The 17609-nt window shown below is 68.8% G+C and carries 17 protein-coding genes; 6 read left to right on the top strand and 11 right to left on the bottom strand.

Annotated elements, in window-relative coordinates; genetic code table 11:
• Together B9N97_RS21790 and B9N97_RS21785 are read right to left on the bottom strand one after the other, a co-directional pair.
• The gene (locus tag B9N97_RS21790; protein ID WP_085090705.1) at positions 1-768 is read right to left on the bottom strand and encodes a class II glutamine amidotransferase; all 768 of its coding nucleotides are present in this window, start codon (positions 766-768) and stop codon (positions 1-3) included.
• 149 nt (positions 769-917) lie between these two features.
• Positions 918-1982, bottom strand: a complete 1065-nt coding sequence (locus B9N97_RS21785; protein ID WP_244560833.1) for a DUF2125 domain-containing protein — start codon at positions 1980-1982, stop codon at positions 918-920.
• A 112-nt stretch (positions 1983-2094) separates the two neighbouring features.
• On the opposite strand from B9N97_RS21785, the gene B9N97_RS21780 reads away from it, so the two are divergent.
• The 3 genes from B9N97_RS21780 (at position 2095) to B9N97_RS21770 (ending at position 6567) form a co-directional block, all read left to right on the top strand.
• Positions 2095-2700, top strand: coding sequence for a gamma-glutamylcyclotransferase (locus B9N97_RS21780; protein ID WP_085089813.1), 606 nt, complete (start codon positions 2095-2097; stop codon positions 2698-2700).
• A 181-nt stretch (positions 2701-2881) separates the two neighbouring features.
• The gene (locus B9N97_RS21775) at positions 2882-4561 is read left to right on the top strand and encodes a methyl-accepting chemotaxis protein (protein WP_085089812.1); all 1680 of its coding nucleotides are present in this window, start codon (positions 2882-2884) and stop codon (positions 4559-4561) included.
• Complete coding sequence (locus tag B9N97_RS21770; RefSeq protein WP_244560832.1) at positions 4558-6567, top strand: M1 family metallopeptidase; 2010 nt, start codon at positions 4558-4560, stop codon at positions 6565-6567. The genes B9N97_RS21775 and B9N97_RS21770 overlap by 4 nt, the downstream gene beginning before the upstream one ends.
• 105 nt (positions 6568-6672) lie before the next feature.
• On the opposite strand, the gene B9N97_RS21765 is transcribed toward B9N97_RS21770, so the two are convergent.
• From B9N97_RS21765 to pdeM, 4 genes are all read right to left on the bottom strand, one after another.
• Positions 6673-7824 (bottom strand): CobW family GTP-binding protein, encoded by a 1152-nt coding sequence (locus B9N97_RS21765; RefSeq protein WP_085089811.1) that lies wholly within the window; start codon positions 7822-7824, stop codon positions 6673-6675.
• The gene (locus tag B9N97_RS21760; protein ID WP_085089810.1) at positions 7794-8264 is read right to left on the bottom strand and encodes a Fur family transcriptional regulator; all 471 of its coding nucleotides are present in this window, start codon (positions 8262-8264) and stop codon (positions 7794-7796) included. Before B9N97_RS21760 ends, B9N97_RS21765 begins: the two co-directional genes overlap by 31 nt.
• Positions 8265-8562: 298 nt before the next feature.
• Positions 8563-10032: a cryptochrome/photolyase family protein gene (locus B9N97_RS21755; protein ID WP_085089809.1), complete on the bottom strand. Its 1470-nt coding sequence runs from the start codon at positions 10030-10032 to the stop codon at positions 8563-8565.
• A 67-nt stretch (positions 10033-10099) separates the two neighbouring features.
• On the bottom strand, positions 10100-10837 hold the full coding sequence (pdeM, locus tag B9N97_RS21750; RefSeq protein ID WP_085089808.1) for a ligase-associated DNA damage response endonuclease PdeM: 738 nt from the start codon (positions 10835-10837) through the stop codon (positions 10100-10102).
• Positions 10838-10961: 124 nt separating this feature from the next.
• Between pdeM and B9N97_RS21745 the strand changes: the two genes are divergently transcribed.
• Positions 10962-11345, top strand: coding sequence for a 2Fe-2S iron-sulfur cluster-binding protein (locus B9N97_RS21745; protein WP_085089807.1), 384 nt, complete (start codon positions 10962-10964; stop codon positions 11343-11345).
• Positions 11346-11368: 23 nt separating this feature from the next.
• On the opposite strand, the gene B9N97_RS21740 is transcribed toward B9N97_RS21745, so the two are convergent.
• The 3 genes from B9N97_RS21740 to rpsU all read right to left on the bottom strand — a co-directional run bounded on the left by B9N97_RS21740 (position 11369) and on the right by rpsU (position 15186).
• Positions 11369-13870, bottom strand: coding sequence for a ligase-associated DNA damage response DEXH box helicase (locus tag B9N97_RS21740; protein ID WP_085089806.1), 2502 nt, complete (start codon positions 13868-13870; stop codon positions 11369-11371).
• A gap of 60 nt (positions 13871-13930) precedes the next feature.
• Positions 13931-14764, bottom strand: coding sequence for a 3-methyl-2-oxobutanoate hydroxymethyltransferase (gene panB, locus B9N97_RS21735; RefSeq protein ID WP_085089805.1), 834 nt, complete (start codon positions 14762-14764; stop codon positions 13931-13933).
• 218 nt (positions 14765-14982) lie between these two features.
• On the bottom strand, positions 14983-15186 hold the full coding sequence (gene rpsU / locus B9N97_RS21730; protein ID WP_012974546.1) for a 30S ribosomal protein S21: 204 nt from the start codon (positions 15184-15186) through the stop codon (positions 14983-14985).
• A gap of 203 nt (positions 15187-15389) precedes the next feature.
• On the opposite strand from rpsU, the gene def reads away from it, so the two are divergent.
• Positions 15390-15941 carry a peptide deformylase gene (gene def / locus B9N97_RS21725; RefSeq protein ID WP_085089804.1) on the top strand — a complete coding sequence of 184 codons (552 nt, stop codon included), beginning with the start codon at positions 15390-15392 and terminating at the stop codon, positions 15939-15941.
• A 24-nt stretch (positions 15942-15965) separates the two neighbouring features.
• Entirely contained in the window at positions 15966-16661 is a 696-nt protein-coding gene (locus B9N97_RS21720; RefSeq protein ID WP_085089803.1) for a COQ9 family protein, read from the top strand.
• A 36-nt stretch (positions 16662-16697) separates the two neighbouring features.
• Here B9N97_RS21720 and B9N97_RS21715 read toward each other — a convergent pair whose 3' ends face one another.
• Entirely contained in the window at positions 16698-17078 is a 381-nt protein-coding gene (locus B9N97_RS21715) for a TfoX/Sxy family protein (protein ID WP_085089802.1), read from the bottom strand.
• 12 nt (positions 17079-17090) lie between these two features.
• The gene (locus tag B9N97_RS21710; RefSeq protein ID WP_085089801.1) at positions 17091-17588 is read right to left on the bottom strand and encodes an SspB family protein; all 498 of its coding nucleotides are present in this window, start codon (positions 17586-17588) and stop codon (positions 17091-17093) included.
• Positions 17589-17609 lie beyond the last annotated feature (21 nt).

Raw genomic sequence — 17609 nt, 5'->3', positions numbered from 1 at the left:
TCAGTGGAACGTGAACATCTCCGGCGCAGCGCCGATGCGCGCCACCAGCCCGCCGCTGGGGGGAACTTGCCGCCACTGGTCGCGCTGGGCGTCGACCGGCTCCGACACCACGATCAGGCCATTCTCACCCCGGCGCCAGTACAGGCTGGGCGGCTTGTCGTCGGAGGCCCAGCGCACCGCCCACACCCGCTCGCCGTCGGTCCAGGTCGCGGTGAAGCGCAGCGGCGCGGTGATATCCAACGCCTGCATCTCGTCGCGGATGGAATGCAGCACGCGCTGGAAAGCGCCGACCGACTCCTGTTCCAGCCCCTGGCCCAGCGCGGCGAGGAAGATCGCCTCGCTGTCGGTGGTGCCGGTGCGGGTGCTGTACAGCTCGTCCGGGATCATCGCCTCCACCCGGCGGCGCAGGCGGGGCCAGTCGCCGACCTGCCCGTTGTGCATGAACAGGAAACGCCCGGCCTTGAAGGGATGGCAGTTGGCCCGGCTGACCGCGGTGCCGGTGGCCGCCCGCACATGGGCGAAAAACAGGTGGGAGCGGACATGGCTGCAGATCGACTGCAGGTTCTCGTCCGACCAAGCCGGGCGGATCTCGCAATAGCGGCCGGGCTCGGTCCGCTCGCTGTACCAGCCGACACCGAAACCATCACCGTTGGTTTCGGTCTTCGCCTCCGCAGCGTGCATCGACTGTTCGATCAGGGAATGGCAGGGCGTGCAGACCAGCGTTTCCAGGAACACGGGTTCGCCGCAATAGGCAAGAAACCGACACATCGACCGACGCACCATGGCAGCCGCGACAGGGACTGCGTCAATTTGACCTGATGCGCCGTGTGAAACAAGGGGGCGGAGTCATGGAAGCGTCATGCCCGCCGCCACCTGTTGCATTTCCGCCGTTTATCGGCGGTTCCGCCCGATACTTGTCACCAGACCAGCTTGGGCAATGCCGCGACGCGCAACGGCCCGACATAAAGCGCGCGATCCTGCACCGTGACCGGAGCGGTGACCACCGGTTCGCCGTTCGGGCCGGTTGGACGCGCCAGCATGGCCAGCACGGTCTTGGCGATGGCGGCCTCGTTCGGGCGCATCATCGGCTTCACCGCGTCCAGTATGGCCGGCGCGCCGCGAATCTCCGCGGTCAGCGCCGCCTGCGGCTGCAACTGCGCGTCCAGCGCCAGCGTGCCGGACAGCACCGCCCCCAGCGGACCCCAGTCCAGCGCCAGCCGGTCCAGTTCCACCGTGCCGCCGTCGCGGCTCCAGGCCGACAGGCTCGCCGGTTCCGGCCGGGGCGGGGCGCCCATGACGCGCAGGGTCAGCTCCGTCCGCTTCACCTCGCGGCCCAGCGTCGGGGGCATGCCGTCGGGCAGGGTCAGTCCGTCGGCGCTCAATGTCACGGTCAGGCCGGCGGTGCCGCGTTCGGTCGGCGGCTGGTCCGGCTGGGCGGCGCTGACGTCGAGCGCGGCGACCGGCACCGGCTGTCCGGCGACCCGCGCGGTCAGGCCGGTGAAATGCAGGGCTAGCCGCTCCAGCGTGCCCGACATCCGCATGGTCACGTCGCCGCTGCCGCCCTGCGGGGCCAGGATGTCGACGGGCGGCTGACCCGGCTGGACGACGGACAGGCGCTGCTCGCCGGGAAAGGTCAGGGCGATGCGGGTGGGGTTCCACGGGGCCGCCTCCGCCACCAGGCCCGCGCCCTGCCAGTCGGCGCCGCGGGTCGCCAGATGGAGCGTTTCCAACTTGGCGCGCAGGGTGAAGGGGAAACCGCCGACGGTCAGCCCGCCATGTTCGACCACCGCCCCATTGGCGCGCTGGTCGGCGACCCAGGTCTCCAGCCCTGCACGCACGGAGCGGGCCGCCTGCCACCACCACAGCGAATAGAGAAGGGCAGGCAGCAGCAGGACCATCAGCACCAGGATGGTCGCGATCCGGCGCCCGGTCAGCAGGCGGCGCGGGGCGGAAGAGGTGGCGTTGGGTCGCATCGGTGGCATGTCCGTTCCATCTCCGTACCGTTATAGCGACCCCGTAACCCGCATGCTAGGCTCGGTGGCTGCCGATTCGCGTCCAACCATCCCCAAGCGATCTTTCCTCCTGCGATCTCCCATGGCTCCCGATTCACCGCTTCCGACTCCTGCGTGGACCGGCGACATCGCCGTCGAACCCGGCGCCGACCTGTGGGTGTTCGGCTATGGCTCGCTGATGTGGAACCCCGGCTTCATGTTCGCGGAGCGACATGCGGCGACCCTGGCGGGATACCACCGCAGCTTCTGCGTCGCTTCTTACCGCTATCGCGGAACGCCGGAGCGGCCGGGGCTGGTGCTGGGGCTGGACCGCGGCGGCTCCTGCCGGGGCATTGTCTTCCGGGTGGCCGCGGCGGACGTGCCGTCCACTCTCGACTACCTGTGGGAGCGGGAGATGGACAGCCGGGTCTATCGGCCGAGGCTGCTGCGCGTGCGCCTGCGCGACGGCCGGTCGGCGGAGGGGCTGGAGTCGGTCAGTGCCTGCTGCTTCGTCGTCGACCGCAACCACCCGCAATATTGCCGCGGCCTCGAAGAGACTGCGGTCGTTTGTCGCATCGCCGGCTGCTGCGGCCAGCGCGGCCCCAACATCGATTACCTGGCCAACACGGTGGAGCACCTGAAGGAGCTAGGGATTTGCGATCAAAGATTGTCAAAGTTGTATGACCGGGTGCGCGGCTATCCCGGTTGACCTAGGGTCTGGGGCTGTTTTCTGGAGTCTTTTCGCTGAAATGTGATGATTTGCGGCGAATGCCTTATTACTTTGTAACGTGTCGCTGTGCTTTTCCGCAAAATGATGTCCGAATTGTACGGTTTTGACTCCGACAGACCGGTTCCATAGACTTCGAATGTCTATCCGGGAGGTCGTTTGAATGCATAACATCAGCATAAGCAAAAAATTCCTCACCATTTCCGCGATCATGCTGTGCGCGATCGTCGGTGTCGCAGTCATCGTTTTGTCATCCCTTCGCGACACCCAAGAGGAAAGCAGCCGTGCCAAGGTGCGGTCCATTGTCGAAGTGGCGATCGGCACCATCAAAGACTTCGAAGTGCGGGCGGCGAAAGGCGAGTTGCCGCAGGATGCGGCACGTGCCGCAGCCAGGAACGCGGTTCGGGCAATGCGGTATGCCGGGAGCGAATATCTGTTCGTTACAGACGTGGACGGGAAAATCGAAGTCCATGGCGGGCAGCCACAAATCGAAGGACAGAACCTTGGCGCCTTCAAGGATCCGAATGGCGTTCCCTTCGCACAGCTTCTGGTGGAGGAGGCGCGCAAGGGTGGTGGCTACGTCTCTTATTCCTGGCCGAAGGCGGCGCAGACGGTGCCGAGCCCGAAGATCGCCTATGCGCAGATGACGCCGGGCTGGAACTGGGTCGTCGGTACCGGCGTCTATATCGACGATATCGAGGCGGATTTCCGTCGTTACGCGCTGCAGGCCGGGCTGCTCGGCGGCGGGCTGGGCATCGCGGCCCTGCTGCTGGCGCTGTGGATTGCCCGCTCCATTACAGAACCGCTGTCGCGGCTGACCGCGGCGATGCGCCGGCTGGCCAATGACGACCTCGACGTCGAGGTCACCGACACCGGTCGCCGGGACGAGATCGGCCTGATCGCCGCAACGGTCGGTGTGTTCAAGGAACGCGGGCTGGAAAGCCGCCGTCTGCGCGCCCAGCAGGAGGAAATGCACGTCAAGGCGGAAGCGGAGCGTGTGGCCCTGCTGTCCAGGCTGGCCGACGGTTTCGAACGGTCGATCGGCGAGGTGGTGCGGCAGGTGACGGCCTCGGCCGGCACCATGCGGCAGACCGCCCAGTCGCTGACCGCCAGCACCGGCACCGCCACCAGCCGCAGCAGCGCCGCTGCCCAGGCCGCGGAAGAGGCGGCGGTCAGCGTCAACACCGTTGCCGGCGCCACGGAGGAACTGTCCAGTTCCATCGGCGAGATCGGCCGGCAGGTCAGCGCCTCCAACGACGTCGCCAATCAGGCGGTGGCCGAGGCGACCAGGACCAACGAGGTGATGAACGGACTCGTCCGCGCCGCCAACGAGGTGGGCGAGGTGGTGAGCCTCATCAACTCCATCGCCGGGCAGACCAACCTGCTGGCGCTGAACGCCACCATCGAGGCTGCGCGCGCCGGCGAGCATGGCAAGGGCTTCGCCGTCGTGGCAAGCGAGGTGAAGGGGCTGGCCAACCAGACCGCCCGCGCAACCGAGGACATCCAGAAGAAGATCGCGGAAATCCAGCAGGCGACCAATGTGGCTGTGGTGGCCATCCGCGACATCGGCCATGTCATCGGCGAGATGACCAGCATCTCCAGCGCCATCGCCGCGGCGGTGGATCAGCAGGGTGCGGCGACGCGCGACATCTCCGCCAACGTCCATCAGGCGGCCCAGGGGGCGCAGGCGGTCTCGATCAACGTCGCCGGCGCCAGCGAGGCGACGACCGATGCCGGCGCCAAGGCCAACGAGATGCTGGACGAATCCGGACGTCTGACCGGCGTCGCCGACCGGCTGCGCAGCGAGGTGGACGGTTTCCTGGAGAGCATCCGCGCGGCATGACGCCGCGCTGGCCCTTCGACGGTCCGGCGCCCATCTTCAGGGGCATGACGATCCTGCGCATCCCGGTCCCGACCCTGGGGGCCTTGGCGGGAGCGGCCTTGGCCCTGGGCGCAATCGCCCCGGCCGGTGCCGCACCGCTGCACCACGACATCGACCTGACGCTCGATCCCGCCTCCGGACGGATAGAGGCCGTGGATCGGCTGACCCTGCCGGCCGGGGCGCAGTCCTTGCGGCTGGACCCGGCCTTGGCGCTGCAGGAGGTGCGGGCCGGCGACAGGGTCCTTCCGGTGGACCGGCGTGGCGACCGGCTGCAACTGGTGGTGCCGGAGGGAGGCGGGCCGGTGACGCTGCGCTACGGCGGCCGGCTGCCGGGCTTCACCGCCGGCACCGGCCTTGCGCTGGACGGCGAGGGCGCCTTCCTGCCGGCGCTCGGCGGTTGGCTGCCCGATCCGGCTTCCGCGGTCGGTGAGCCGCCGACCTGGCGCCTGTCGGTGCGGGTGCCGGCGCCCTATGTCGCCGTCGCCACCGGGCGGCTGGTGGAGGAGGTGCGCGACGCCGCCGGCTACCGCGGGGTGTTCGAGGAAAGCCGCAGCGTGGAGGAACCCTCCGTCTTCGCCGGCCCCTGGATGGTCGAGGAAAGGGTGGCGGGAGACCTCCGCCTGCGTCTCTACCGCCATCCGGAGCAGACGGGGCTGGCCGACGGCTATCTCGGCCTGTCGGAGCAGGCGATCGCCGCCGGGTCCGCCCGCATCGGCGCCTATCCCTTCGACGGCTTCAGCATCGTTTCCGTTCCACCGCCGGTGGGGCTGGGCTTTCCCGGCCTGACCGCCATCGGCCGCGCCGTCCTGCCGCTGCCCTTCATCCGCAGCCAGTCGCTGACCCACGAGATCATGCACAATTGGTGGGGCAACGGCGTGCGGGTAGGCGAGGGCGGCAATTGGGCGGAGGGGCTGACCACCTACATGGCCGATTATGCCGCCGCCCGTGAACGCGGCGCCGATGCCGCACGGGCGATGCGGTTGGACTGGCTGCGCGACTATGCCGCCCTGCCGGCCGAGCGCGACCGGCCGCTGACGGCGTTCCTGTCCAAGACGCACGACGCGTCGCAGATCGTCGGCTACGGCAAGGCGGCGATGCTGTTCCACATGCTGGAGGCGGAGATCGGGCGCGACGCCTTCGACGCCGGCGTCCGCCGGTTCTGGAGTGAACATGCTTTCCAGACGGCCGGCTGGTCCGACCTGCGCAATGCCTTCGAGACGGCATCCGGCCGTGACCTGGGCTGGCTGTTCAGCCAGTGGGTGGAGCGGCAGGGGGCGCCGATGCTGACCCTGGCCGATGCCCGTGCCGATGGCGACGGCGTGCTGCTGACCCTGCGGCAGGAGGCCGACACGCCTTATTCCTTGACCGTGCCGGTGCGGCTGGAAACGGCGGCCGGGGTGGAGGAGCATGGCGTCCGCTTCGACAGCCGGCAGGCGACGCTGCGCATTCCAGCGAAAGCGGAGGTTCGGGCGGTGGCGGTCGATCCTGACTTCGACCTGTTCCGTCGCTTGGCGCCGGGGGAAGCGCCGCCGATCCTGCGCGACGTGACCCTGCGTCCGGGTGCGGAGCGGGTGATCGCCGCCGACGGCGAAGCGGCGGGGGCCGCAAGGACGCTGGCCGGACGGCTGATGGACGGCGCCGGGAAGCAAGGCGGTGGTGGAGCTGCCCCGCTGCTGCTGGTCGGCACCGACGCTGCGGTGGCGCGGGAATTGGAGGCGCGCGGGCTGCCCCCGGTGCCGCCGGAACTGGCCGGACGAGGCAGCGCGCGGGTGTGGGTGTCGCGCGCGGCGGACGGGCGGACGGCCCTGGTGGTGTCGGGTGCCGACGCAGAGGCGCTGCGGGCGCTCGTCCGGCCGCTGCCGCATTACGGGCGGCAGAGCTGGCTGGTGTTCGACGGCGCGAAGGCGATGGACCGCGGGGTGTGGGCGGTTGGCGACAGTCCGCTGCGGCGGGTGGTGGGGCGGTGAGGGTGGGGGAGGTGTCGGCTTCTAATGCCCCCACCCCAACCCTCCCCCGCTGGGCGGGGGAGGGTTGGGGTGGGAGTCTAACATAGGCAAATAAGAGGACTGACTTTACTTCCCCTCGCCCCAGACCAACCCGTTGAACAGCGGCTCGATCACCGGCTGGCCGACGTCACGGGTGATGAAGACCAGCTTGGTACGATGGTCGTCGCTGGGCCACTCCTCCAGCCGGACGGGCGGGTGGAACATGTGCTGGACGCCGTGGACGACCACGGGCAGCTCGCTTTCCTGGACGTTCAGCAAGCCCTTCACCCGCAGCAGGTTCTCGCCGGCCTGGGCGATCAGCGCCTCCATGAAGTCGACGAAGCCGTTCCAGGGAATCGGCCGGTCGATCACCATGCAGAAAGCTCGGATGTGGTCGTCATGGCGGTTGGCGTCGTGGTGGTGATGGTCATGGCCACAGTCGGGGCCGCAATGGTCGCCGTGATCGTGGTCGTGCCCATGGTGATCATGGTCATGATGCCCGTGCGCCTTGGCCTGCTCATCGCGATAGGCCTCCTCGCGCAGCCAGCGGGCGACATCGGGGCTCTTGGTCTCCGGGTTGTAGAGCCCGGCGTCGAACAGTTTGTTCGGATCGACCTCGCCGTGGGCGGCGGGGATGATCGGGGCGGCCGGGTTGATGGCGGCGAGGCGCTGCATCAGGGCGGCGGTGGCCGCCGGGGTGGCAACGTCGGTCTTGGTCAGCACGATGCGGTCGGCGACGGCGGCCTGCTTCACGCTTTCCGGTTGGCGGTCGAGCTGGAGCGAGCCGTGCGCCGCGTCCACCGTGGCGATGACGCCGTCCAGGCGGAAGCGGGCGGCCAGCAGCGGGTCCGACATCAGGGTGTGGATGATCGGGGCGGGATCGGCCAGCCCGGTCGTCTCCACCACCACCCGGTCGAATTCCGGGATCTCTCCCTTCACCCGCTTCAGGAACAGGTCGCGCAGCGTGTCGACCAGATCGCCGCGGATAGTGCAGCACAGGCAGCCGCTGTCCATCAGCACCATGTTCTCAGACGCCTTGGCGACCAGCAGATGGTCGAGTCCGACCTCGCCGAACTCATTGATGACGATGGCGGTGCGGGCCATGGCCGGGTTGCGCAGCAGCGCCTGCAGCAGCGTGGTCTTGCCGCTGCCGAGGAAGCCGGTCAGCACCGAGACGGGAAGACGGGCGGGAGGGGCGGCGGGAGCGCTCAACGGGGATTCTCCTGACAGGATTTGCACAGGCCGCGCACCTCGACGGTAGGGCGCTGGACGCGGAAGCCGCGCTCGGCCGCCGCGGCGTCGATGGCGGCACCGACGCCCGGATCATCGATCTCGGCGGCGTCGCCGCAGGCTTCGCACACCAGGAACTGTCCGGAATGGACATCCCCCGGTGCGGCGCAGCCGACATAGGCATTCAGCGATTCGATGCGGTGGACCAGCCCCTGCTCGACCAGGAACTCCAGCGCACGGTAGACGGTCAGCGGCGCCGCCGCCTTGCCGTCCTGCTGGCTCAGATCCTCCAGGATCGCATAGGCGCCGCGCGGCCGGTGGCTGGACCAGACCAGCTCCAGCACGCGGCGGCGCAGCGCGGTCAGCCGCGCCCCCCGTTCGGCGCACAGCGCGTCGGCACGGGTGAGAGCATCGGCGATGCAGTGGGTATGGTCGTGAAGCGCGGACATAGGTGTTACTTTATAACACCCTTGTCGTCGGCGCAACCGGCGCACCGATGCGGTGCGGCATGGAAAAGGCGGCTCCGGACGTGGAGCCGCCTTGCCGAGTGGGCATTGTTCTTTTTGGGGCCGGGCTTTTTCCAAGCCAACATGGGCAACGACGGCGGGGGAGCGGTCGGTGTCCTTCTCACGCGAACCCAGGAGGCTGTGCGGGACGGCGCGGCCGCACCGGGCCGCTGTTGGCAGGATAGCGGCGGCGCGTGACCGTTTGCGGGCGCGGCTGTGACCGTTCGATGAAGATCGCCGCTCAGGTCGCGGCCTCCGCCTTGCCCTTGCGCTCGTTGTAGAGGGCCAACGCGCGGTCGCGGGCGACGCCATGGTCGAGGATCGGGCGCGGGTAGTCCTCGCCCAGCCGGACGCCGGCCTGCCGCAGCACCTCGGTCGGTGCGGCCCAGGGCTGATGGATCCAGCGCGGCGGCAACCGGTCCAACTCGGGGACGTAGCGACGGACGTAATCGCCCTCTGGATCGAACTTCTCGCCCTGCAGGACGGGATTGAAGACGCGGAAGAAGGGCGCGGCGTCGGCGCCGCAGCCGGCCACCCACTGCCAGTTGCCGGCATTCTGGGCCAGATCGGCATCGACCAGCGTATCCCAGAACCAGCGCTCCCCTTCCTGCCAGGGCAGGAGCAGGTCCTTGATCAGGAAGGAAGCGACGATCATGCGCACCCGGTTGTGCATCCAACCGGTCTCCCACAGCTGGCGCATGCCGGCATCGACGATGGGATAGCCTGTGCGCCCGCACTGCCAAGCCTTCAGGCCCGCGGCATCCTCGCGCCAGGGGAAATCGGCGAAGCGGCGGTCGAGCGGCTGGTCGGGCAGTTCAGGCGCGTGGTGCAGCAGGTGGTATTGGAACTCGCGCCAGCCGATTTCGCGCAGGAAGGCGTCTATGCCGGGCGCCAGTTCCGGCCGGGCGTCGGCGGCATGGCGGGCGGCGTGCCAGACCTGCCGCGGCCCGATCTCCCCGAAGGCCAGATGCGGCGACAGGGCGGAGGTGCCGGGGCGATCCGGCCGGTCGCGCTCCGTCGCATAGACCCCGACCGGCCCGTCGAGGAAATCTGCGAGGTGGGACAGCGCCGCCGTCTCCCCCGGCACCCAGCGCTTGCGCAGGCCGGCGGCCCAGTCGGGCTTTGTCGGCAGCAGGCCCCAGCTTTCCAGCGCGTCGCTGGCCGGTGCAGTCGCCGGCGCCATCAGTTCGGAGGGTGCGCGCGTCGGCAGCGGCGGGCTCAGCGTGGCCGACAGATGACGCCAGAAGGGGGTGAAGACCTTGAAGGGACCGCCGCTCTTGTTGCGGACGGTCCAGGGCTCGGCGAGCAGGCCGGCGTTGAAGCTGCGCGTGTCTATGCCGCGTTGCTTCAACCCGGTCTTGATTGCCGAATCCCGTGCGGTCTGCGCGGGGGTGTAGCGCCGGTTCCACAGCACGCACTCCGCCCCCGTCTCCGCGATCAGCGCATCGAGCACGGCGCCCGGTTCGCCCCGGCGCAGCACCAGCGGCGAGCCGTGGCGGGCGCAGCAGGTGGCGAGCCGTTCCAGGCTGCCATGCAGCCACCAGCGCTGCGCCCCACCGAGCGCCCAAGGTTCCCCGTTTTCCTCCTCGAGGATATAGAGCGGAATGACCGGGGCACCGCGTTCGGTGGAGGCCTGGGCGGCGGCGGTCAGCGCCGGATTGTCGGCGAGGCGCAGATCGTTGCGGAACCAGACGATGATGGGGGCGGGCATGCGCGGTGCTCGGTTGGTCTCATCCGGATCCACCGATATAGGCCGCGCTCACGCTTCGGCCAGAGCATCAGCGCGTGCGGTCCGGCGACAAACGGGCGCAGGGGAAGCGATAGACCCGGCCGCGCGCCGTCATCAGCACTTCGAAGTCCGGCGCCAGCAGCCCGTCGAAGGCGGCGTCCAGCACGTTCAGCCCGCCGGTGAAGCTGCCGAAGGCCGGCAGGATCAGCTTGGCGCCGTCATGGACGAAGCAGCGGTCGCGCACCCGCCGCCCGGCCAGCGCCACGGCGGCGGCCGGGTGCAGGTGTCCCGACAACTCGCCCACCGCGCCCGGCTGTGCCTCGTGCCGGAAGGTCAGCGGGCCGACGGACAGCTCCGCCACCACCCGGCCGCCGAAGCCCTGCGGCGGCTCCGGATCGTGGTTGCCGGTGATCCACACCCAATCGGCGACGGCGGCGGTCAGTCCGCGCAGCCGCTCCACGTCGGCGGCGTCCATCCGCTCCGCCGCACGGCGGTCATGGAAACTGTCGCCCAGGCACAGCACCCGCGCCGGCCGCGCCGCCGCGATCAATTGCGCCAGCCGGTCCAGCGTCGCCCGCGTGTCGTAGGGCGGCAGCATCCGGCCGCGCGCGGCGAAGGCCGATCCCTTCTCCAGATGCAGGTCGGCGACGGCGAGGATGCTCTCCGCCGGCCACAGCAGCCCGCCCGATGGATCGGCCAGCAGGTCGGCGCCGCGGAAGGTCAGGGCGGCGCGGCTGTCATCGCCCTGACAGGCAGAGCCGTGAGCTTGGGAGGAAGCTGACAACATTCGTTTACCGGCGATCATCGGAAGCGGCCAATATCCATGAAATTTCTGTGGGCATGATGTTTGCAGCCGGACGGGCCGCCGCCGTGGAGGCATGGCGGATCACAACCATACCCGGAGGATACCCATGGCCACAGTGACGTTCACCGGCCTGAACATGCCCAAGGACATGACCGTCTACGCGGTCGCCGGCGATACCGGCACTTTGCTGGCGCTGGCGAAGAAGCACGACATTCCGATACCGTTCCAGTGCCAGGACGGCGAGTGCGGGTCCTGCCTCGTCAAGGTGACCTATCTGGACGGGAAGACGCCGATGGCCATCGACCTGACCGAAAAGGAGAAAGTCACCCTGTCCGTCAACGGCAAGCTGAACCGGGACCTGCTGGAGGCGGCCGAGAACGCCCACCGCCCGCCGCCCTACCGTCTGGCCTGCCAGTTCATCGTCCGTGACGAGACCATTCTGGTCGAGTTCAGCGGCGAGCCGGGAGTGGAGCCGGAGCTGCGCAAGTAACCTGCGGGCGGCATGGGGCGGTGTCACAACGACAACCGTCCCTGCTGCGGGCGCCCCGTTTCCGATTTCCCAGGCCGTGGCGGCGCCAGTTCCGGCATCGCCTCCGCCAGCAGTTCGGCCTCGGCGGCGGCGAGCAACTCGTCGGTGGCGCTGCCGTCCACCCGCTCGCGCCCGATCTCCAGGATCACCGGCACTGCCAGCGGAGAGATGCGGTCGAGGTCCTTGTGGGTGATGCGCCCGCGCACCCGCGCCAGGAAATCGGACAGGCGGCGGATGTCGGTCAGCCCGCCGGCGGCATCGGCCCGCGTCGCCCGCAGCAGCACATGGCCGGGGTCGTGCTTGCGCAGCACGTCATAGATCAGGTCGGAGGAGAAGGTGACCTGCCGCCCGGTCTTCTCCTGCCCCGGATGGCGGCGGTCGATCACCCCGGCGATCAGCGCCACATTGCGGAAGGTCCGCCGCAGCATCGACGATTCGTCCATCCAGGCTTCCAGATCGTCGCCCAGCATGTCCTGGTCGAACAGCGCGTCCATGTCGCCGGGCGAGCGCAAGGACCACACCGCCAGCACATAGTCGGTGGCGACGAAGCCCAGCGGTCCAAGGCCGAAGCGCTCCATCCGCCGGGTCAACAGCATGCCCAGCGTCTGGTGCGCATTCCGCCCCTCGAAGGCATAGGCGACGAGGAAGCGCTTGCCGGCCTTGGGGAAGGTCTCCACCAGCAGCCCATCGCGATTCGGCAGGACCGAGCGGTAGCGCTGCATCCGCAGCCATTCCCGCACATCCTCCGGCAGCCCGTCCCACTGGCGCGGATCGGCCAGCATGGCGCGCACGCGCTCGGCAAGATGGGTGGTCAGCGGAAGCCGGCCGCCGGCATAGGCGGGGACCTTCGGATCGCCGGTGCCGCCCTTGGCGACCTGAGCCTCCATCTCTCGCACGCCGAGGAACTTCAGAAGCTGTCCGGCGAAGAGGAAGGTATCGCCGGGGGTCAGGCCCTGGATGAAATACTCCTCCACCTCGCCCAGCACCGGGCCGCGGTTCATGCGGACGCGCAGCAGCGCCTCCTGCGTGATGGTGCCGACATTCATCCGATACTGGCGCGCCACCGCCGGGCCGGCCACCGCCATCCGCCCATCCTCGCGCAGCTTCAACCGCTGGAACCGTTCATAAGCGCCGAGCGCGTAGCCGCCGGTCGTGACGAAATCCAGAACGTCGTCGAACTCGTCACGCGTCATCGCGGCATAGGGGGCGGCGGAGACCACCTCCTCATACAGCTCGTCGGCCAAGAAGGGGGCGGCGCAGGCCATGCCGAGCAGATGCTGGGCCAGCACGTCCAGCCCGCCCGGCCGCGGCGCTTCGCCGTCCAGCGTGTGGTCGTGCACCGCCTCCAGCGCGGCGCGGCATTCCAGCACCTCGAAGCGGTTGGCGGGAACCAGCAGGGCGCGGCTGGGCTCGTCCAGCCGGTGGTTGGCGCGGCCGATGCGCTGGACCAGCCGGCTCGACCCCTTGGGCGCGCCGATCTGCACCACGAGGTCAACCGCCGCCCAGTCGATGCCGAGATCCAGCGAGGAGGTGGCGACCACTGCCCGCAACTCGCCGCGCGCCATGGCGCCTTCGACCTTGCGGCGCTGTTCCACCGCCAGCGAGCCGTGGTGGAGCGCGATGGGAAGGTTGTCGTCATTGACCCGCCACAGCGCCTGGAACACCAACTCGGCCTGGGCGCGGGTGTTGACGAACAGCAGGGTGGTGCGCTGGCAGCGGATGCGCTCGTAAATCTCCTTCATGGCGTGCATCGCCATGTGGCCGGCCCAGGGCACCCGCTCCTGCGAGGTCAGGATCTCCACCTCCGCCTGCGCGCCGCTGCGACCCATCACAAGCCGCACGTCGTCGGAGTCGGTTCCGTCATACCGCCCGCGCCGCGACAGCCAAGCCAGCAGCCGTTCCGGCTCCGCCACCGTGGCCGACAGCCCGACGCGGCGGGCGGCGGGGGCGAGCCGCGACAGCCGGGCCAGACCCAGCGCCAGCAGGTCGCCGCGCTTGGTGCCGGCCAGCGCATGCAACTCGTCGATGATCACGCAGCGCAGGTTGCGGAACAGCCGGTCGGCGTCGGTGTAGGACAGCAGCAGCGCCAGGCTTTCCGGCGTCGTCATCAGCATGTGCGGCGGATGGCTGCGCTGTCTCCTGCGCTTGGCTTCCGGCGTGTCGCCGGTGCGGGTCTCCGCGCGGATCGGCAGCCGCATCTCGGCGATGGGCTGTTCGAGATTGCGCTGGATGTCGACCGCCAGGGCCTTCAGCGGCGAGATATAGAGGGTGTGCAGCCCCTCGCGCGGCCGTTCCGCTAGTTCGATCAGCGATGGCAGGAAGCCGGCCAGCGTCTTGCCGCCGCCGGTGGGCGCGATCAGCAGGGCGCTTTCCCCCCGCTCCGCCGCCTCCACCATGGCGACCTGATGCGGGTGCGGCGCCCAGCCGCGCGACCGGAACCACGCGGCGACATTGGGCGGGATCAAGGCGGGGGAGGGGGCGTCCATGGCGGTCGGACTGTAGCGGATCGCCTGGAACGGAGGAAGAACGATGTGCGGATGAGGGCGTTACGCCGTGGCCGCCTTCTTCACCCCGAAGCAATGTTCCGGACCCGGAAAGGCTCGGGCCCGCACCTCGGCGGCGTAGGTCGCGGCGGCCTCGCCGACCGTTTCGCCCAGGTTGGCGTAGCGTTTGACGAATTTCGGCTGGAAGGCGCCGAACAGGCCCAGCATGTCGTCGGTGACCAGCACCTGCCCATCGCAAGCCGGCGAGCCGCCGATGCCGATGGTGGGGATCGCCACCTCTTCGGTGATGCGGCGGGCGAGCTGCTCCATCGTGCCCTCGATCACCAGGGTGAAGGCGCCGGCCTCCGCGATGGCGCGGGCGTCGGCGGCGATGCGCTCGGCGGCCTCGGCGTCGCGTCCGACCGCCTTGTAGCCGCCCAGCGTGTTGACGGATTGCGGCGTCAGTCCGACATGGCCCATCACCGGGATGCCGCGGGCGGTCAGGAAGGCAACCGTCTCCGCCATCTCCAGCCCGCCTTCCAGCTTGACCGCCTGGGCGCCGGTTTCCGCCATCACGCGGGCCGAGGCGCGGAAGGCGGCCTCCTTGCTCTCCTGATAGCTGCCGAAGGGCAGATCGACGACGACGCAGGCGCGTTCCGACGCGCGCACCACCGCGGCGCCATGGGCGATCATCATGTCCAGCGTCACCGGCAGCGTGCTGTCCAGCCCATACACCACCATGCCCAGCGAATCGCCGACCAGCAGGATATCGACATGCGGGTCGAGCAGACGGGCCACCGGCGCGGTATAGGCGGTCAGGCAGACGATCGGCTCGCCCCCCTTGCGGGCGCGCAGAGCCGGGACCGAGTGGCGGGCGGTGAGGTTGGAAGCGCTCATGGTCGGGTCTTTCCGGGGCTGGCTGCCTGTTCGCTCTCAATTTGTTCGATACGCTTATCCGGCAATACGCTTGACCGGCGGACAATCGGGTCGAACAAAATGGCGCAGATACACCAAAACCGCCCACGCGAGGATCGCGGGACGGTCGGGTGCAAGACACAAGGGGTCTTGGGCGCGCATCACACGCGCCCTTCGCAGTCGCTACGTGCGACCGACGATTAATAGCCCTCGCGTTCCATCCGCTTGCGGAGCAGCTTGCGGGTGCGACGCACCGCTTCAGCCTTCTCACGCGCGCGCTTCTCCGAGGGCTTCTCGTAGTTGCGGCGCAGCTTCATTTCACGGAAAATGCCCTCGCGCTGCATCTTCTTCTTCAGCGCGCGGAGGGCCTGATCGACGTTGTTATCTCGGACCAGAACTTGCACGTTTACCGTCACCCTTCCAAGTGAGCCGTGTTGCACCAAGGCAACAAATAGGCATGCGCGGCGGGCGCACCCCTTGTGTGGGCGCAGTGTGTAGCATGCCCCACCGCCTTTGTGAAGGGGAGTCTTCGGCGCGCAAGCATAAGCCCGGCCGGAAGCACAGGAATCGGTTGCTCCGGCCGCGTTCACACTCCAGATATAGCGGCATGCCAGTGCTTCCAATCGCCCGGATGGGCAATCCCGTACTCCGCAAGATCGCGGAGCCCATCGCCGACCCGACCGATCCGGCAGTATGCCGGTTGGCGGCCGACATGATCGCAACCATGCTGGACGCCCCCGGAGTCGGGCTGGCCGCGCCGCAGATATCGGAGTCTCGCCGGATCATCGTTTTCCGCGTCCCCGCCGACCGCGGCGAGGGGGAGGAGGTGGCCAACACCGTCCTGGTCAATCCGGTGATCGAACCGCTGACGGATGACAAGGTCCTGGGTTGGGAAGGCTGCCTGTCGATTCCCGGTCTGCGCGGGCTGGTGCCGCGCTATGCCCGCATCCGCTACCGCGGTTATGGCCTGGACGGCGCCCGGATCGAGCGGGAAGCGTCGGGATTCCATGCCCGTGTGGTCCAGCACGAGGTCGACCACCTGGATGGCGTGCTCTATCTTGATCGCATGGACGATCTGCGGCTCCTCGTCTGCACCGAGGAGATGCATCACCTCAACGCCGCGCTGGCCGCGGCAAAGGACGCGCCGACCCCCGCCTGAGGGCGAGCGCAGGGAGAGCTAGCGATGAGCATCGACACGCTTCGTGACGAGATCCTGGTGGCCAGCCTGCCCAACGTCGTCTTCGACGGCTGGAGCCTGCAGGCTCTGCGCGACGGCACCGAGATGGCGGGGCGCGAGCCGTCGGCGCTGCTGCGCGCCTTCCCCGGCGGCGTCACCGATGCGGTGGAGCATTTCGCCGACTGGACCGACCGTCAGATGCTGGACCGGTTGGAAGCACAGCCGATGGCCGAGATGAAGGTGCGCGAGCGCATCTCTCTCGCCGCCCGCACCTATTTCGAGGTGCTGGAACCCTATCGCGAGGCCAAGCGCCGGCAGCTGTCCTACTTGGCGCTGCCGCAGAACGTGGCGCTCGGACTGCGGCTGCTCTACCGCACGGTGGACGCCATGTGGTTCGCCGCCGGGGACACCTCCACCGACTACAACCACTACACCAAGCGGGCGCTGCTGGCGGCGGTGGTCAGTTCCTCCACCTTCTATTGGCTGGACGACAAGTCGGACGACCATGCGGAAACCCGCGCCTTCATCGACCGGCGGCTGGCCGACGTGATGGCGGTGGGCAAGGCGACGTCGTCGGTCGGCAAGATCGGCTCGATGCTGAACTTCCTGCCCAACCCGCTGCGCTTCGCCCGCCAGATGCGCCAGCGCACCGCCGGCGCCCAGGCGAGCAACGCGACGATCCATATGGCGGAGAATATCTGAGGGGAATCGCCGCCCTCTCTCGTCTCAGGAGGGGGCCTATTCCGCGACGGTGGGCTTCTTCCGCTTCGCCTTCGCGGCCTTCTTCACTGCCGCGCGCAAGGCCGCCTCGAACCCGGACCGGGCCCAGGGCAGCAGTTCGTCGCGCTCATCCAGTGCCGAGTCGGGAGGCGGGTAGTAGGACAGGGTGGTCGGCTTGTCCGGCATCGGCCGGAAGGGCTCAAGCCCCAGTTCCGTGAACGCCGTGCGGTTCACGTCGTCCGCCTTGAAATACAGCGTGTCAGCCGCGACCAGCGCAAAGGTCCGCCCGTCGATGGACAGGCCATAGCCGCCGAACATGCGGCGCGCCCGTACATCGCCCAGCGGCGCCATCATCTCGCAGAGCGTGACGACATACTCGCTGGGCGGTTGGGCAGGCATTTTGGGAAGCGGTTACTTCTTGCGGAAGGCGTCCAGCGCCACGACCTCGCCGCGCTTCGGCTCTTCGGCCGGGGCGGCTTCCTCCGCCTTCTCCTCGGCGCGTTCGGCGGCGGGGCGGGGCGGCATGGTCGAGACCTCCGCCGATTCGGCGGCGGCCAGCGGCTGGAACTGCAGCGCGAAGTTCACCGACGGGTCGGCGAAGGTGGTGATGGCGGCGAAGGGAATCACCAGCCGCTCATGCACATTGTTGAAGCTCAGCGTGACCTCGAAATGGTCGTCCGTCACGTCCAGCCCGTAATACTGGAACTGCAGGACGATGGTCATCTCGTTCGGATACTGGGAGGCCAGGTAATCCGGGATCTCCACGCCGGGGAAGCCGGTGCGGAAGGTCAGGTAGAAATGATGATTGCCCGGCAAGCCGCGCTCGGCAACCTCGGTCAGCGCGTCGCGGACAACGCCGCGCAACGCGGTCTCGACCATGCGGTCATAGCGGAGCTGCTCTTTCGGCATGCTTGGGCGGGTCCCTGATAA

The sequence above is a fragment of the Azospirillum oryzae genome, assembly GCF_900177515.1.
GTDB classification, from domain to species: domain Bacteria; phylum Pseudomonadota; class Alphaproteobacteria; order Azospirillales; family Azospirillaceae; genus Azospirillum; species Azospirillum oryzae_A.
This window is presented reverse-complemented; position numbering and strand designations above follow the sequence as displayed.

Excerpts from the sequence above, each read along its gene's own strand:
- B9N97_RS21790 (WP_085090705.1), bottom strand. The coding sequence starts at position 768 with ATGTGTCGGTTTCTTGCCTATTGCGGCGAACCCGTGTTCCTGGAAACG.
- B9N97_RS21785 (WP_244560833.1), bottom strand. The coding sequence starts at position 1,982 with ATGCCACCGATGCGACCCAACGCCACCTCTTCCGCCCCGCGCCGCCTG.
- B9N97_RS21780 (WP_085089813.1), top strand. The coding sequence starts at position 2,095 with ATGGCTCCCGATTCACCGCTTCCGACTCCTGCGTGGACCGGCGACATC.
- B9N97_RS21775 (WP_085089812.1), top strand. The coding sequence starts at position 2,882 with ATGCATAACATCAGCATAAGCAAAAAATTCCTCACCATTTCCGCGATC.
- B9N97_RS21770 (WP_244560832.1), top strand. The coding sequence starts at position 4,558 with ATGACGCCGCGCTGGCCCTTCGACGGTCCGGCGCCCATCTTCAGGGGC.
- B9N97_RS21760 (WP_085089810.1), bottom strand. The coding sequence starts at position 8,264 with ATGTCCGCGCTTCACGACCATACCCACTGCATCGCCGATGCTCTCACC.
- B9N97_RS21755 (WP_085089809.1), bottom strand. The coding sequence starts at position 10,032 with ATGCCCGCCCCCATCATCGTCTGGTTCCGCAACGATCTGCGCCTCGCC.
- pdeM (WP_085089808.1), bottom strand. The coding sequence starts at position 10,837 with ATGTTGTCAGCTTCCTCCCAAGCTCACGGCTCTGCCTGTCAGGGCGAT.
- B9N97_RS21745 (WP_085089807.1), top strand. The coding sequence starts at position 10,962 with ATGGCCACAGTGACGTTCACCGGCCTGAACATGCCCAAGGACATGACC.
- B9N97_RS21740 (WP_085089806.1), bottom strand. The coding sequence starts at position 13,870 with ATGGACGCCCCCTCCCCCGCCTTGATCCCGCCCAATGTCGCCGCGTGG.
- panB (WP_085089805.1), bottom strand. The coding sequence starts at position 14,764 with ATGAGCGCTTCCAACCTCACCGCCCGCCACTCGGTCCCGGCTCTGCGC.
- def (WP_085089804.1), top strand. The coding sequence starts at position 15,390 with ATGCCAGTGCTTCCAATCGCCCGGATGGGCAATCCCGTACTCCGCAAG.
- B9N97_RS21720 (WP_085089803.1), top strand. The coding sequence starts at position 15,966 with ATGAGCATCGACACGCTTCGTGACGAGATCCTGGTGGCCAGCCTGCCC.
- B9N97_RS21715 (WP_085089802.1), bottom strand. The coding sequence starts at position 17,078 with ATGCCTGCCCAACCGCCCAGCGAGTATGTCGTCACGCTCTGCGAGATG.
- B9N97_RS21710 (WP_085089801.1), bottom strand. The coding sequence starts at position 17,588 with ATGCCGAAAGAGCAGCTCCGCTATGACCGCATGGTCGAGACCGCGTTG.